General features: G+C 53.5%; 14 protein-coding genes. 7 read left to right on the forward strand and 7 right to left on the reverse strand.

The window, feature by feature from the left end; translation table 11 throughout:
• The first annotated feature begins 3 nt into the window (after positions 1-3).
• Positions 4-738: a pirin family protein gene (locus IEY39_RS21205; protein WP_188935382.1), complete on the forward strand. Its 735-nt coding sequence runs from the start codon at positions 4-6 to the stop codon at positions 736-738.
• A gap of 31 nt (positions 739-769) precedes the next feature.
• Here the strand turns inward: IEY39_RS21205 and IEY39_RS21210 are convergent, their stop codons facing one another.
• Positions 770-1363 (reverse strand): murein L,D-transpeptidase catalytic domain-containing protein, encoded by a 594-nt coding sequence (locus IEY39_RS21210; RefSeq protein ID WP_188935384.1) that lies wholly within the window; start codon positions 1361-1363, stop codon positions 770-772.
• Positions 1364-1471: 108 nt separating this feature from the next.
• On the reverse strand, positions 1472-2194 hold the full coding sequence (locus IEY39_RS21215; protein WP_188935386.1) for a hypothetical protein: 723 nt from the start codon (positions 2192-2194) through the stop codon (positions 1472-1474).
• 160 nt (positions 2195-2354) lie between these two features.
• Here IEY39_RS21215 and IEY39_RS21220 point away from each other — a divergent pair, with 160 nt between their 5' ends.
• A complete protein-coding gene (locus IEY39_RS21220; RefSeq protein ID WP_188935388.1) occupies positions 2355-4661 on the forward strand; it encodes a T9SS type A sorting domain-containing protein in 2307 nt (768 codons plus the stop codon).
• A gap of 1 nt (position 4662) precedes the next feature.
• On the opposite strand, the gene IEY39_RS21225 is transcribed toward IEY39_RS21220, so the two are convergent.
• A complete protein-coding gene (locus tag IEY39_RS21225; protein ID WP_188935390.1) occupies positions 4663-5400 on the reverse strand; it encodes a GH12 family glycosyl hydrolase domain-containing protein in 738 nt (245 codons plus the stop codon).
• Between the two features lie 140 nt (positions 5401-5540).
• Here IEY39_RS21225 and IEY39_RS21230 point away from each other — a divergent pair, with 140 nt between their 5' ends.
• Complete coding sequence (locus tag IEY39_RS21230; RefSeq protein WP_188935392.1) at positions 5541-6020, forward strand: CAP domain-containing protein; 480 nt, start codon at positions 5541-5543, stop codon at positions 6018-6020.
• Here the strand turns inward: IEY39_RS21230 and dxs are convergent.
• Complete coding sequence (gene dxs / locus IEY39_RS21235; protein ID WP_188935394.1) at positions 5987-7933, reverse strand: 1-deoxy-D-xylulose-5-phosphate synthase; 1947 nt, start codon at positions 7931-7933, stop codon at positions 5987-5989. The genes IEY39_RS21230 and dxs overlap by 34 nt on opposite strands.
• A gap of 213 nt (positions 7934-8146) precedes the next feature.
• On the opposite strand from dxs, the gene IEY39_RS21240 reads away from it, so the two are divergent.
• From IEY39_RS21240 to IEY39_RS21255, 4 genes are read left to right on the forward strand one after another with little or no spacing between them, the layout of a single operon-like run.
• Positions 8147-9196, forward strand: coding sequence for a sensor histidine kinase (locus IEY39_RS21240; RefSeq protein WP_188935396.1), 1050 nt, complete (start codon positions 8147-8149; stop codon positions 9194-9196).
• 33 nt (positions 9197-9229) lie between these two features.
• Positions 9230-9964: a LytR/AlgR family response regulator transcription factor gene (locus IEY39_RS21245; RefSeq protein WP_188935399.1), complete on the forward strand. Its 735-nt coding sequence runs from the start codon at positions 9230-9232 to the stop codon at positions 9962-9964.
• Between the two features lie 9 nt (positions 9965-9973).
• On the forward strand, positions 9974-11263 hold the full coding sequence (locus tag IEY39_RS21250; protein WP_188935401.1) for a M28 family metallopeptidase: 1290 nt from the start codon (positions 9974-9976) through the stop codon (positions 11261-11263).
• A gap of 20 nt (positions 11264-11283) precedes the next feature.
• Positions 11284-12558, forward strand: coding sequence for a hypothetical protein (locus IEY39_RS21255; protein ID WP_188935403.1), 1275 nt, complete (start codon positions 11284-11286; stop codon positions 12556-12558).
• A 14-nt stretch (positions 12559-12572) separates the two neighbouring features.
• Here the strand turns inward: IEY39_RS21255 and IEY39_RS21260 are convergent, their stop codons facing one another.
• Genes IEY39_RS21260 through IEY39_RS21270 form a run of 3 tightly spaced genes read right to left on the reverse strand, consistent with a single transcriptional unit; the run spans position 12573 to position 16240 of the window.
• Positions 12573-13250 carry a TMEM175 family protein gene (locus IEY39_RS21260; RefSeq protein ID WP_188935405.1) on the reverse strand — a complete coding sequence of 226 codons (678 nt, stop codon included), beginning with the start codon at positions 13248-13250 and terminating at the stop codon, positions 12573-12575.
• Positions 13251-13266: 16 nt separating this feature from the next.
• Positions 13267-14700 carry an amidohydrolase gene (locus tag IEY39_RS21265; protein ID WP_188935411.1) on the reverse strand — a complete coding sequence of 478 codons (1434 nt, stop codon included), beginning with the start codon at positions 14698-14700 and terminating at the stop codon, positions 13267-13269.
• 43 nt (positions 14701-14743) lie between these two features.
• On the reverse strand, positions 14744-16240 hold the full coding sequence (locus IEY39_RS21270; RefSeq protein WP_188935413.1) for a hypothetical protein: 1497 nt from the start codon (positions 16238-16240) through the stop codon (positions 14744-14746).
• Positions 16241-16267 lie beyond the last annotated feature (27 nt).

Below are 16267 nucleotides of genomic sequence, written 5' to 3' on the forward strand. Positions count from 1 at the left end.
CTTATGGAAACGATATACCACCCCTCGGCCCAACGCGGCCACGTAAATTTCGGCTGGCTCGACAGCCATCATTCCTTCAGCTTTGGCAACTGGCATGATCGGGAGAAAGTACATTTCGGTGCGCTGCGGGTATTGAACGACGATACGGTGAAAGGCGGAAAGGGCTTCGATACCCACCCGCACGAGAATATGGAGATCGTTTCCATCCCGTTAAAAGGCGCGCTGGCGCACAAGGACAGCACCGGAACCGAGGGCATCATCTACACCGGCGACGTCCAGATCATGAGCGCCGGCAGCGGCATCAGCCACTCCGAATACAACGCCTCACACTACGATAACGCCAACTTCCTCCAGATCTGGATCTTTCCAAAACAACCCGGCATCCGGCCGCGTCACGACCAACGCTCCTTCCACCCCGACGACCGCAAAGACAAATGGCAGGTCGTCGTAAGCCCCCGCGCCGAAGACCACGCCCTCTGGATCAACCAGGACGCCCGCCTCGCCCTCGCCCGCCTCAGCGCCGGCAAAACCCTCACCTTTCAACCCGCCTTCGAGGGCAATGGCATCTATCTCTTTGTACTGGAAGGGTCCATCACCACCGAAGAAGGCGCCATCACCACCGAAGGCCGTACCCTGGAAAAACGCGACGGCCTCGGCATCTCCGGCATCGACCTGGTCACCCTCACCGCCCTCGCCGACTCCGAAGTCCTCGCTATCGAAGTCCCGATGTTCGCCTGAATTGGCGCGGAGCCTTCGCACCAATTGCGTTCTAATCAAACACCCACAAACAAATTGGCTTCCCCGCCCCTTCGATCACCGGCTGCAGCATCCGCAGAAACCCCGGCGACACCATCGGACACCCCAGGCTGTTGCAGATGGGGTTGGGATAGGTCTCCCGCTCCGGCACCGCCGCATATGAATGCAGTACCACATTCCGCGCAAAGGCCCGGCTATTTGTCGAATCCAGCCCGTACAACTTATACGCCGGCCCAAACCGCCCCTGGTATTTATACCCCACCCGATACCTCCCCAGCGACGAACAGCCGCTGCCATCCACATTCGAAAATACCGGCTCGGCGCTGAAATTACTGCCGCCGCTTCCATGCGCCACCAGCCCAGCCATCAAAACACTGTCCCGCCGCAGGTCATAAACAAAAAAGCGGTTCTTCCCCGAGGGTAACCGCATATCGACAAGAAAACAAACGTCCGTATTTAAACCATGCCTGGCCAAAAACACCTGCTGGCTCGCCACCTTCTCCCTTAGTCGCCGCCATTCCTCATCTGCGCTCGACCGCCGCGAAGGATAACTATCATTACAATGCCCAATAAATGCAAGTGAAAGAAAAAGCGGCAGCACCCGCATAGCATGGAGTTTAGGTTTCTCAGGAGATGAACCTAAACTCCAATTCCATATGAACAAGGGCGACGCTACTGTTAAAGATTTCTAAATTCGCATTTCGGTGTGATATGCTCACTGCAACTGCACGTGGATATGATCATCATGACGCACGGCATGGCACCCATGATACCGGATCTTATCGTAATTCAACCCCAATCTGGCTTTTAGATGCTGCGGCACTATTCTTCGCATCAGGCTATATTCCCAATAACCCTGCTGACCACAGAGACAAGGCTGATCCCTTTCCCCGGGCCTGGGCTCCTCGCAGATGCCATAACCACAAAAAGAAGGCGTGTTGTTGGTGGACAAACCGGTCTTGCTGTCGAGATAACAAAACGAAAGGTCCAGCTTTTTTCCATCATTATGGCTTAGATGCGGAAATAAAGGGAACTTATCGATAAAAGGAAAGCTGGCATCAAGGTAATTGATCTCAGTTCCCGGGAACTCCCGGTTCATCTCGATCGCTGTCTGTTCAGCTATCTCTTTAAGCCTGGGACGGACATAATTGCGATTGAGCAGACAGGTTAGGACATTTTGCGGACCAAGGTGATGCTGACGGCTTATCACCAATGGCACCCTCCCGAAAGGCCGGGCCAATAGCGGGACCAGCAGCACCGTTGTGCTCAGATAAACGACAATAAAAAGCAGGCTATGGGCCACGATCCGTTGCCACTTCGCGGATAATCGTTGGTAAAGGAGTTTTCGCAACGGTAAGACCAGAATATAAATAACCCCTCCCACCTGAGTAATCAAGGTCAGAAAAAAGAAGATGAGAAGTCGTCGCAAAAAGATCATGGATTTAGCAGGAAATTAAAGATAAAATTGTTTTTCCACACAATAACACTTAAGGCAAGCTGCGCTCAGGCATTACACATAGGCGAATAAACATATACAATTTATTTGATTGCATAGCCCAAAATGCGAAACTACATTCGCACCAACGAATCCGTATCCCATGAAGAACTTCCTTTCCCGACGTGCAGCTCTGCCCAAACGCTGTATTACTTTTTTCATCATTTTATTCTGCACCTATAACTGTCTTGCGCAATCCGTAGATTACGGAAAGAGCTATGTCAACATCACGAAAGGTGTCAATGGCGGAACGATCGAACCAGGCGACACCCTTGAGATCAGGGCAACCTTTGTCGTTACCTCCGGGACAGCCAAATTCTGCTCCTTCACCGACAATGTTCCGACCAACACCACTTATCTGCCGGGCACACTGAGGATACTCACCAACGAGGGCGTCATCTACCAGCAATTCACCGATGCCGCCGATGGTGATGCGGGCACGATAGCGGGCGGGGTGGTCACCATCAATATGGGTACCGGCGCCAATGCCGGCACAGGCGGCAGTGTGGCAAGAACAGGAAAGCCGTCCTTTTACGGCAATGCCTGTATCATGGTGGCAGCCTATCGTGTCGTGATCAATGCGATTGCCTACGGGACACGGCTATTCCTGGGAGGAGGTATTCTGAGCTATACCAACTCCGGGGGCACGGTTATTCCTATCACATTCCCCGCCGACTCCGCGATCATCCATCCCAACTACGGAATTTGCAGTAATGTGGTAGGCGCCAATGTAGTGCAGTCCGAATTCGGGGGCACCTTCGGGTCGGGGAATACCAAAGACCGATCGGCCTCCGTCACCATACCTGCTACCTATACCTTTGTGCCCTTCAGCAGCAGCGCCGGGATGCCCAATGACTATTATTACGGTATATCCAACAATACCAGCGGCGGGACTACGGTAGCAACGGGCTATACTACCAGTGATGCCTGGCCGTTCCCGGACAATTCAAGCCCCTCGCACCGCATCTTCAATTCATGGGATATCATAGGCGACCATACCGGCGCCCCTACTGCTGCCGGCAACCCTCCTACGGACGACCTGTCGGGCCAGAGCGGCGGTTATATGGCAGTGATCAACTCCAGCTACCGAACGGATATCACTTTCGTGGATACCGTCAAGAACCTGTGCCCGCTGACGGAATATTCTTATTCTGCCTGGTTCCGGAACATGTGTGTCAAATGCGGATGTGATTCCAACGGAACGTCATGGAGCAGTCCCGGTTATCATCCACAAGCGCCGGGTGACAGCACCGGCGTTCATCCCAACCTGACCTTTGCGGTCGACGGACTGGACTATTATACCACGGGGGGGATACCCTATTCGGGTCTATGGGTACAAAAAGGCCTGGTCTATCACACGCGTGCCGGCCAGACGTCAATGATCATCACCATCCGCAACAATGCACCCGGCGGGGGAGGCAATGACTGGGCCATCGACGATATCAGCGTTGCAACCTGCTCGCCCAATGCCAGCCTGGTCCCCAATTCAGTGGAAACCGTATGCAGCGGCACCATGGACACCGTCGGCTTTAGCATCAGCTCTACCTTTCACGTGTACAACGCCTGGCAAATGCAAAAAAGCACCGATGGCGGACTCACCTGGGCATCTCCGGGCAATGACAGCAGCGGCCTGGCCGATCACGGAACGGCGACCCTGGTATTCGATCCTGTCTCCAGCCAATATGCGTATACCATATCCCGTAATTATGGCCTGAATCTAACGGATACATCCATACAGTACAGGATCATCCTTGCGTCCGATACCAGCTACCTGTCGGGCAGCAGCTGTTCCTTTACTGGTCAGGCCGTGAAGATAGTCCGTACCCCGTCATGCCTCGTCGTGCTGCCGGTGGAGTTCCTTTCCTTTACGGGGGTGGCAGACAGCGGCTATGCGCAGCTGCATTGGACAGCGGTCGATGAGACGGGATATGAAACCTACACGGTCGAGCGCAGTGATGATGATGTAACATTTATGCCGGTGGGGAGCCTCCATGCAAAATCGGCGGATGGTACGGAAGCCACGTACGCACTCACCGACACCAGACCCCTCGGTAACCTGACGTACTACCGGGTAGGTGTTGCCCGCGATCACTACCGCAAATACAGCCAGGAGATACTCCTCGGCAATGCCGGCATCGGCTTTGAGATAAAGCAATTGTCCAACCCCTTCAGCACCTCGCTGCCCTTTGTACTTACGGTACCCCAAAGCGGAAGGACGACCGTCCGGCTGCTGGATATGTATGGCAATCGTGTAAGGCAGGAGAACCTGTCTGTGGCCCGGGGCATCAACAATATGGGTCTATCCGGTCTTGGAAATTTGCCCGCCGGCGTATATGCCTTGCAGGTGCAATATCAAAATAAAGAGATCACACGGCAGGTGATAAAGCTCACCGGCGGGCAAGGAAAGTGAATTACTTCGAGGAAACGGAAAAGCTATTGGTATCGAAATTCAGCCCCCCGCTGGAGGAAGTTATCTCGTACCCGAACTCAACGTTGCCCAGGGTGATATTCCCAATCCAGCCCTGGCTCCTGATCCAGTTGAGGATGGCTTTTACATCCACCGTCCCGGAAGTGGCATTGCTGGTTCGAAGGAAGGAATAGACCGCGTTGGAGCCGTTGCTGCCCCTATAGACATTCCAGGTATGACCGCCGACGGAAACATTGGATGCCACGGGCACCGCCTGCCCGCTGGAATTGTAGGTGTAGGAGATCGGCCCTACGGCACCGGTATAGCTCATCCAAAGCATGATCTCGTTGGCATTGTTGCTATCCCAGATATCATAGGCGGCCTCATAGGACCCACTGCCGGGTATGGTGACGTTGAAACTGCTGGTACAGCTCTTGATGGAGCCAAGCGCCACCCCAATATACCGGGCAATATGCGGATAGGATTTAATGCCGCCGGTGTTGGGCTGGTTGGACCAGACACCCCAATTGCTGTAGGAATTCACCCAGAGCGTCTGCGGGCCTGCGCCACTGCCCCAGATATCGTTATTGAAATTGTAGCCGTTGGTGGAATAGGAGCCATATTGGGCGGTAGTGGACCAGATGGCCTCGACCTGCTGGGTGGAGGAGGCGGGTGCGACGGCGTTTTTACTGCAGGCTGTCAATGCTATGACAGCGAGCACAGGCAAGAATCGTTTTTTCATGTGGAGATGCTGTTTAATGAAGTGAATAAAATAAAACTACAGCGTTTGTTGGTCCCCGGGGGGTATGAAAATGGTATATATGGGTATTGAAATGTTTACGGGAGAGCGTTGTTAGCTGTTACTGCTTAATTTGGTGTTCTATGAACAAGAATATTGCCGGCATCCTGCTGGCCGGCGTCCTCCTTCCCATAGGCTGTTCAAAAAACAGTAAGCCTGTCCCGCAGGACCTGCACCTCGTGATGCTGGATGCAGTCAATGCGCTGCGGAGGACGGGTTGTCAATGCGGGACGGTATATATGCCTCCGGCTCCTGACCTCCGGTGGAACGATACGCTGGAGAAAGCTGCTGCCAGCCATTTACTGGATATGTATAATAATGGGTATTTCGGGCATATTGCGCCGGATGGAAGTGCCCCGGTGCAAAGAGCGCAGGCGCTGGGGTATACCGGCGACTATGTAGGGGAAAATATAGCCCGCGGGTATCAAAATGTAAGCGATGTTATGAATGCCTTGGAGAATAGCCCGGATCACTGCCAGGCAATGATGGATACGCTTTATAAGGAAATGGGCGCGGCCCGGCTTAACGACTACTGGGACCAGGAATTCGGTCGCAAAGATTGAACACTCACCTTATCCTTCATCATCTCTCTCACCGCACTCGCGATAGCCGGCGCATCATACCCACACTCATGCTGCAGCTCTTTCGGCGACCCGTGCTCGACGATCCGGTCGGGGATACCCAGGATACGCACCGTGGCATTATAACCATGCGCCGCCTGGAACTCCAGCACGGCAGACCCGAATCCGCCTACAACCGTACCATCCTCCACCGTCAATATCCGGTCGTATTTCCCAAAAACCTCGTGCAGCAGGTCCTCATCCAGCGGCTTTACAAACCGCATGTCGTAATGCGCCGGGTCCAGACCCGTTGCCCGTAACTCCCGGATAGCCGCCGTCGCAAAATTTCCGGGATGCCCCAGGGTGAGGATAGCGACGCCTTCCCCGTCCTTGATCTTCCGGCCCTTGCCGACGGGTATCTCCTGGAAGGGTGTCCGCCACTCCGGCATAACGCCTTCCCCACGGGGATAGCGGATGACAAAAGGATGCTGATTGCTTTCCAACTGCGCCGTATAGAGCAAATTACGCAGCTCGCTCTCATTCATCGGGGAGCTGACGATCATATTGGGCACGCAGCGCATATAGGGAATATCGTAAGCGCCATGGTGGGTAGGGCCATCTTCACCTACAAGCCCCGCCCGGTCAAGGCAAAACACCACCGGCAGATGCTGGATGGCCACATCGTGGATCACCTGATCGTAGGCGCGTTGCATAAAAGAAGAATAGATGTTACAGAAGACCCGCATCCCCTGTGTAGCCATCCCGGCGGACAGCGTCACCGCATGCTGTTCACAAATACCTACATCAAAAGCCCTGTCCGGCATCTTCTCCATCATGAATTTCAGCGACGACCCGCTGGGCATCGCCGGTGTAATGCCAATAATATTCGGGTTCTGCTCGGCCAGCTCTATCAGCGTATGACCAAACACATCCTGGTATTTGGGCGGCTGTGGGGTGGGGTAGTGCTTCTTGTAGATCTCACCGGTTATCTTATCGAAAAGCCCGGGCGCGTGCCACTTGGTCTGTTCCTTCTCGGCGAGAGCATAACCCTTCCCCTTCACCGTCATGATGTGCAATAATTTCGGCCCGGGAATCTGCCGCAGATCGGCCAGGGTATCCACCAGTTTGGTGATATTGTGTCCGTCGATAGGCCCAAAATAGCGCAGGTTCAGCGACTCGAAGAGGTTACTGCTCCGGCTGACAAAGCTCTTGATACTGTGCTCGATCTTGCTGGCCATGTCCCGGCTGAACGTGCTGCCCGGCAACTTGCCAAGCGCCTTCCAGATATCATCCTTCAACCGGTTGTAGGTCTTGGAAGTGGTGATATCGGTGAGATATTCCTTCAGTGCACCGACATTGGGGTCGATGCTCATACAGTTGTCGTTGAGGATGATAAGGAGGTCGGTATCCGCAACCCCGGCATGGTTCATGCCTTCAAAGGCGAGTCCTGCCGTCATGGCGCCGTCACCAATGACAGCCACCACCTTGCGATCGGTCTCTCCTTTGTATTTGGCGGCCATCGCCATCCCAAGGGCAGCGCTGATGGATGTGGAGGAATGCCCGACGCCAAAAGCATCATAAGGACTCTCGCCACGCTTGGGAAATCCGCTGATCCCATTGTATTTGCGGTTCGTGGCGAACTGATCCCGCCGCCCGGTGAGGATCTTGTGCCCGTATGCCTGATGACCGACGTCCCACACCAACTGGTCATAAGGGGTGTTGAAGATGTAATGTAGCGCCACGGTCAGCTCTACTACTCCCAGGCTGGCAGCAAAATGGCCTCCATGCACACTGACGATGTCGATGATATATTGCCGCAGCTCGTCACAGAGTTGGTATAACTGCTCTCTGCTCAGTCGCTTGAGATCGTCGGGCGAATCGATGGTTTGTAACAAGGCGCCGGGAGTGATGTCCATAATCTGCAAAAATTGACCGATGTAAGGTCAAAATTACGATTTTAGCGGATGGTTTGCAAGTCCGTCAGCCTTTGCAGGCCCGAAACCCCTGCTCGTCTATCCAGCCGGACCGATGACCGGGATAATTTAGCCATTAGTACAAAATAAGGGCCCGGAGGTGAGGGAAAACCCTAGATTTGGCCCAAGACCGGTTGGAGGCCGGACAAAAAGAGTATGACCAGCAACGGAAGCAAATATTATTGGTGGTGCCAGATCGGTGGGTGGGGCTCCCTGGCCTTAGTTATGGTACTGAACTCTTCCACCCTCGAACAGAAGATCACGACCAAGGAGGTCGAGATCATGACCATAACCGTTCTGACGGGCATCCTGGTCACCCACATCTTCCGGGAAGTGATCCGGCGCTCTGGCTGGGCCCTTCTCACCGTCGACAAGGCCCTCCCCAAATTCCTCATCGGCGTCACCCTCACCTGTATCACCATCGGCCTCATCCGCATGGCAATTGTCGATGTGCTGAACCTGGCCTCGCACCACAACACCGAATTCATGCCCCGCCTGCTCACCGTCACGGTCGACACCGGGCTCATGATCATCCCCTGGACCCTCATTTATTATTTTTACCACTACACCCAGATCAGCGCCCGGCACGAACTCGATACGCTCAAACTGGAGGCCTTGGTAAAAGAACTCGAACTAAAGACCATAAAATCCCATATCAACCCGCATTTCATCTTCAACGCGCTCAACAGCATCCGGGCGCTTATCGACGAAAACCCCGCCCGTGCCCGCACCGCCATCACCGAACTCAGTAACATCCTCCGCAGCAGCATGCAGGCCGAAAAACTGGAGACCGTCACCTTCGAAAAAGAACTTAACATTGTAAAGGACTATCTCGCCCTCGAGCATATCCGGTTTGAAGACCGGCTGCAGGTGGAATATGATATCGACGAAGACACCCTGGACCAGCCCATCCCGCCAATGATGCTACAGACCCTGGTGGAAAACGCTATAAAACACGGTATCAGCCGCCAGGTGGATGGCGGCAAGGTCACGATCGTTTCCGATTTCAAGGAAGATTATCACCGGCTGGTCATCCTCAACACCGGCGTCCTGAATGGCAGCCGTAACACTGACGGATTCGGCCTGGCCAGCACAAAAAACCGGCTCCAGCTGCTTTTTGGGCAAAAGGCGAACTTTAACATCCGGGAAGCCGGCAACAATACCGTGGAAGCCAGGGTATTGATCCCCGTTCACATGAGTAAATAACAAAAATAGCCTTCGGGCCCAACCACAACACCCATGATCAGAGCCATCATCATCGACGACGAACGCCTTGCCAGGAACGAACTCAAAAAACTACTCCTGGATTTCCCCGAGATCGAAGTCATCGCCGAAGCTGCCAACGCTGCCGAAGGAGTAGAAAAGATCGACAGCCTCAATCCTGACCTCATCTTCCTCGATATTCAAATGCCCGGCAAAACCGGCTTTGACATGCTCGCCGAGCTGGAACGCGCTCCCAACGTCATCTTTACCACCGCCTATGACGAATATGCCCTGAAGGCCTTCGAGGTCAACGCCCTGGACTATTTGCTCAAACCCGTCGAACCCAAACGCCTCGCCGACGCCCTCCAGAAATTACAGATAGAGGAAGATAAAGAACCCCTCTCCGACCATGCCATCTCCGTCAACCGCAGCATCCTCAACGAACACGACCAGGTGTTTGTAAAGGACGGCGAACGTTGCTGGTTTGTAAAACTGTCCGACATCCGCCTCTTCGAAAGCGTCGGCAACTATGCAAAAGTCTACTTCGGCCCCAACAAACCGTTGATACTGAAATCCCTCAACGCCCTGGAAGAACGGCTTGACGAAAAGGTCTTCTTCCGAGCCAACCGCAAACATATCGTCAATCTCCGCCTCATCGAAAAAATTGAACCCTATTTCAATGGTGGCCTCCTGCTGGAAATGAAAGGCGGGGAGAAGATAGAAGTAAGCCGCCGCCAGACGGTGAAATTCAAAGAAATGATGAGCTTATAACCCCCTCATATGAAAGTAACCATTACGACACTTATCCTTATAAGCATCACCTGTCGCCTGACTGCACAAGACATCGACAAGATCATCAATCCTGCCACAGTCAAGCAAGTAGAAAGCACCCTCGCCTCCGACGACATGCGCGGCCGCGGCTCCTTTACCCCCGATATCGAAAGAGCTGCCGACTACATCGAATCCCGCTTCAAAGCCGCCGGACTAAAAACCTGGAACGGCAGCCACAGCTATCGCCAGCCCTTCTCGATGGTGCAGACGACCCTCATCTCCACTACCGCTACCCTCGATGGTCAGCTTCAGCCCACCGGCCACGTCGTCGCTGTCTCCTCGGTGAAAGACCTCACTGTCGATGAGAAAAGCGGCTATTCCATAACCAGGATCAAGGCAGGCGGGAGCTTCCTGGTGGAAGTCATGAAGTATACCCATCCAACAAAAAATACTATCGTACTCCTGGATACCTCCTATGGCGCTCAATTTGCCCGGCTCACCCGCTTTTCCCGGCATCACTTCAAATCCGACTATTCGGTCATCTTCCTCGTCACCGTCCAGGATCCCGCGCATTATTCCATCCACATCCAACAGGACGTAAAGGAAGAGGGTAAGCTGTCCAACGTAGTAGGCATCCTTCCGGGTAAGAGTAAGGCAAAGGAGATCGTCATCTTCTCCGGACACTACGATCATCTGGGCGTTGGCAAACCCGATGCAAAGGGTGACTCTATTTACAACGGCGCCAACGACGATGCCAGCGGCACCACCGCGATGATCATGCTGGCCGATTACTTCGCAAAACAAAAGCACCGCACAAGAACGCTCGTCTTTGCCGCCTTCACTGCCGAAGAGATCGGGGAATACGGCTCCCAGTACTTCTCCAGCCAGTTCGACCCCACCACGGTAGTCGCCATGTTCAACATCGAAATGATCGGCTCCGAAAGTAAATGGGGTGGAAATTCTGCCTTCATCACAGGTTACGAACGCTCGGACATGGGCAAGATATTACAACGCAATCTCACCGGTAGTGCGTTCACATTCTATCCCGACCCCTACACGGAGCAAAACCTTTTCTATCGGAGTGACAACGCCAGCCTGGCACGACAAGGGGTACCGGCGCATACTATTTCTACCACCCAGATTGACAAGGATAAATACTATCACCAGCGAAGCGACGAGATCGGCACCATCGATATTGACAATATGACCCGTATCATCAAAGCGATTGCCCTTAGCTCCACCTCCATCGTCGAAGGCAAGGATATCCCTACACGGGTGGATACGAACCAATTACGATAAGTATTACAAAATGCGTCTGTATGATGAACAACGGCGCCGATCTCGAACAATGCAAACGCCTCATCGAGACCTCCCTGGGGTGGGGGGATGCTGCAACCTGGACAAATGAAGACTTCGACACGCTTAGCGATCGCATCTTCGAAAAAACATCGGTACGGCTCAGCATCTCGACGTTGAAGCGCATCTGGGGAAAAGTGCGCTACGATTCCTCCCCGACAACGGCAACCCTCAACGCCCTCGCGCGTTATGCCGGCTTCGAAGGCTGGCGCGATTTCATGGCGACGACCCAACCCCCCGCTAAACCCTCGCCCGCCCATGAAGCCCCACCCGCACCGCAAAAATCGCCCACCCGCCGCTTCATAACCCCCCTTATTATTATCACCATCACCTTTGCCGTCCTTATCTCTTTTATCAGCGCCCGCATCATCCATCCGCCGGCCGCAAACCTCCCACTAAGGTTTGATCACCGCGCAACTTCGGACGAACTGCCCAATTCCGTCGTCTTCGACTACGACGCTACGCCAATGCACCCAAAGACGGTTATGATACAGCAGGCCTGGGACCCGAAAAGAAGGGAAAAGGTCGACCCTTATGGCAAACAGCATACGTCGATCTATTATTACCCCGGCTATTTCCGCTCAAAACTCATCGTCGACGGCGAGCTGAAAATGCAGTCTGACGTCTTTATTCCAACAAAAGGCTGGAAAGCCATCATCATCGGCGACCCGCTGCCCATCTATCTCTCGGCGGCAGAGACGACCCTCGACTCCGGCCGGCTGAGCATCAACGCTGCTACCCTGCAGGCAAAAACCGGCTCCCCCGTCTTCAATAGCAAGTGGACCGGCTTTTTCGATGTTCACCAATTTGCCGGCATCAGCGGCGACCATTTCCTGCTGCGAACAACCGTCCGCAATACCTCCACCGTCGAGCAGTGCCTTTGCCGGAATGTAAGCATCACTGTGATGGGAAAGCTCAGCGCCATCATTTTTCCGCTCACCGATAGAGGCTGCATATCCGATATCGGCCTCTATACAGGCTTCACCGGCGTCAGCGGAAAGGACCACGATCTCAGCGCCTTTGGCTGTGATTTCAGCCAGTGGCAACAGATCGTCTGTGCGCAAAAGGATCAGACGCTGGACATGTGGCTCAACGGCCGGCTCATCTACACAAAGCCGGGAAATAGATCGATAGGGGACATCGTAGGAATTCGCATCGGCTTCGAAGGCACGGGCGAAATAAAAGAAGCCACCCTCCAAGGCGGCGGCGTCCCACAAGACCTCCTCAAGCAACCCTAAATCTCCGCCGCCCCTTAGGAAAGTCCCGCCGGCTTGAACTTAGCCGCTTTTCTATTGGCTATCCGCAGGAAGATGCCGCCGAAAGCACAACTAGGCCCGATAAAATCCATCCGATTGGGAAAGATCAGCGCCACGATGATCACTACGACAATCATTCCTATCATTGCCAGGATAGTATACTTGCTTCGGATATAGAAATATTTCTTATACGCGTTCTCGCCATCCACGCTGAGATAGGGCTTGACATAAAAGATATACCGGCAGAGATTGAAATTGGCGGCAGACACCAGCACCAGGTTACCCAGGTAAAAGTATAAGGGTAGCACAAAATCGTTACGCAAATGCCCAAACAGTCCCGAGGCGGTGAAGGGAAACGTGACGATAAAGAACAGGAACAACAGGTTACGATTGATAAGACCCTGGTCGTACTTTCGCACCAGCCGGAAAAGCCGAAGGTGTACCGTCCAGAAACGGCCGATAAAGAAAAAGCTAAGCACAAAGCCGACAAAACTTAATATTACCGGTCCGATGACCCGGTCCCATAGGACACCTTCCAGGCGGTCGGGTATATCTGGCCACTTGATGTCGATCACCAGCAAGGTAATGGCAATCGCAAAGACCGCGTCGCTGAACAGGCTCACCCGCTCGAGCTCGAACTCTTTTTCTACAATGGATTCCCGGTGTTTTTCCATATATTCCTAAGATACATTAATCCCTGTAATTTAAGGCCGGCTTCCGGTCACCCAACAGCGCCTTATACTGGTAATCCCCTTTATCCTTTTTAAATTCCTCCTTAGCCGCCGTCACCAACGTCGGATTGGTAAAGCAGTCGATAGCCGTCAGCGTCATGGTCTTGGCAGCCACCATCATGCCCTTGGTGCCGATCTCCGTTCCGCCACAGGCAACAGCCTGCCAGCTGTGCGCCGGCGTCCCCGCAACCCAGGTTGCCGCTACCAGCCCAACTGTCGGAACGGTATAGCTCACATCCCCTACATCAGTAGAACCGCCACCCGCATCCTGGCTTTCCTTCAATGGTTCTACCGCCCCGACCGATTCGATCGCCTTTACTTTATAGGTGAATGATGTCTGTATCTTCCGGGCAAACTCTATTTCCGCCGGGGTATAGCTTACCCCGCCCACCCGGAGAAGGTTTTGCTGCATGGTCTCTGCAAGCGTCCGGTTGAGCAAAAGATCATGAGTTCCACCAATCACCTCGTAATCTACCTTGGTCTGGGTACCCATCGCGGCCCCTTCCGCAGCTTGTACCACCCAGTCGAAGATGCGCATCACTTCTTCCTTTTTGGGATGCCGGACATAGTAATATACTTCGGCAAAGTCGGGGACGACATTGGGCGCCTTTCCGCCGTTGGTGATAACATAATGGATCCTCGTCTCCTGTGGAATATGCTCCCGCATCATGTTTACCATGTAATCCATGGCTTCTACGCCATCCAGTGCACTCCGGCCCTTGTCGGGGGCGGCTGCTGCATGCGCGGACAACCCATGAAACCGGAATTTGGCGGACTTATTAGCAAGTGCGCTCGTAAGCGTCACGGCATTCTCTGCGCCGGGATGCCAGTGGATGACGACGTCTACATCGTTAAAGAGCCCGGCCCTCACCATATACACCTTACCCGACCCGCCTTCCTCTGCCGGACAGCCGTATACGCGGATGGTGCCAGTGAGCTTCTTTTCGGCGATAAGCTTCTTTATTTCGATACCCGCCGCCACGGAAGCCGTGCCAAACAGGTGATGCCCGCACCCATGACCGGCAGCCTTGCCCTCGATCGGCGTCTTCTCGGGGACAGCCTGCTGAGCAAGTCCCGGCAGGGCATCGAATTCCGCCAGGATGCCGATAACGGGACTACCCGAACCATAACTGGCCACAAAAGCCGTCGGGATATCTGCGACACCTGCCTGCACATTAAAGCCATTATCCGTCAGCGTCTTCTGCAACAGCGCGCTGCTCTTCACCTCCTTATACCCTACTTCAGCATAATCCCATATCTGCAGGGCGATCTTCTTGTAATCATCATAACGGGATTGGATGTCCCCCATGGCCCGCGTCTTCAACGTGGTATCCTGGGCAAAAAGGCTGGTCACAGAAAGACAGGCAGCCAACAAAAGAAAGAAAATTCTCATGTGTCGTAAGTTTTGGTACTTACGACCAATTTAAACAATTTGTTTAAAATATCCTGATCTGCTCGATCACATATTGCTGCTCATCCCGATCATAGAACCCATAATACTGGTTCTTGCCGATAGCAAACTGATTCGTTGCCTTCCCCCGCTTGTCCGTGTCTTCCATATAGTCCTTTATCTGGTCGGCTACCGGCCTGCGCACCTGTCCCCTCGTGACCTTCAGCGTGGTGGGGTCCAGCAGCATCCGGAAGTATGTTGTTGTATAATACCGCGCCGGTATCTTGGTATAGGATGGAGTTCCCGGCACATAAAATGTGACGTAATAAGACTGCCACTCCAAAGCATTATTATGATCGGGGTTCGGGCTGGAATAACCCGGAGTGTAAAAATGGCCGGCAGTAGCCCCGCCGGAGGGGACAGCTATCGGATCATAGGTACCAGCAGTAACCACCAGCTTAGACCCGGGCTCCGCTTGCGCAACCATGATTCCCTCCGAGCCCTTGGTAAAGGCCCGGATCACTTTCTTCAGATCGTCCACATCCTTTGCCTGCACCTGCTTGCCCATCCTTTTTTCTGTGATCGGCAGCTCGGGCAACAGGTCCAAACCCGCATCATCCGTAAACTCATATTTGTTCAACAGCTTACCATTGTTCACATCATGTATCGTGATGCGGATGTTTTTCTTATTCAGCATCAGCGAGAACAAATGATCGTCCTTCAGGAAGCTGCTGATATATAGCTTACCCCGGTCGTCGCTGGAGACAAGCGAACTATAATCGATGGTCCGGTCCTTCACCGCGAAACTTGCAGGATCGATCGAGAAAATGCGCGTCGGGTTGTCGCCGTTGTTGACAACAATGCTCAAATCACCTGGCCGGCTAAAGATCTTTACGGAATGGATCGCTACCGAAAGTTCGGGGTCTTCCTCGCTCTTGATCACCTTCATACCCGCCAGGTACTCACTGACCTTATGCTTGTGCGCATTTTCGGGAATGGTAAAAGGAAAGCTCTGCTGGCTCAATACCCCCGCAGTGTTGACGATATGCAGCACCACCGCACCCGCTTTGTCATCCGCCGCCACAGCATAATAGGTGTTGTGATCGCAAAAGGCGATAAGCAGCTTCTCCCCATCAGGCAGATCGAGCAGCTTCTTATTGCTCACCGACCCGCTGTTGAAGTCCACCGTCTCTATGCTATACCCCGATTTTACCTGGTAAATAAAATGGTACTCGCTCCCCTTGACCGTGCCTCCGATATAATGATGCGTCCCCTGATCGAGTATCGTCTTCTCTATCGGGCTGGGAACCTTACCCAGAACTTTAAAGGACTTGCTCAGCCACACATATTCCACCTTCTTATTGTCCTTCAATATCAAAGCAAAGGCTGAATCATCGGGATTGTTGAGGAAATAAGTACTGTAATTGCCCTTGGCAAGAAAACTCTTTTCGAATTGGAAGGGATAGCCCAGCACCTTCTTTTGGGCTGGTACGGCTGTAAAGGCGAGGACGGCCAGCGCCGCGCTCACAAGCAGTTTTTTCATGTCGGTTGAGTCGTCAGATTTAGGAGA

Origin of the sequence: Puia dinghuensis (genome assembly GCF_014642875.1) — a bacterium.
In the GTDB taxonomy this organism is placed as follows: Bacteria; Bacteroidota; Bacteroidia; order Chitinophagales; family Chitinophagaceae; genus Puia; species Puia dinghuensis.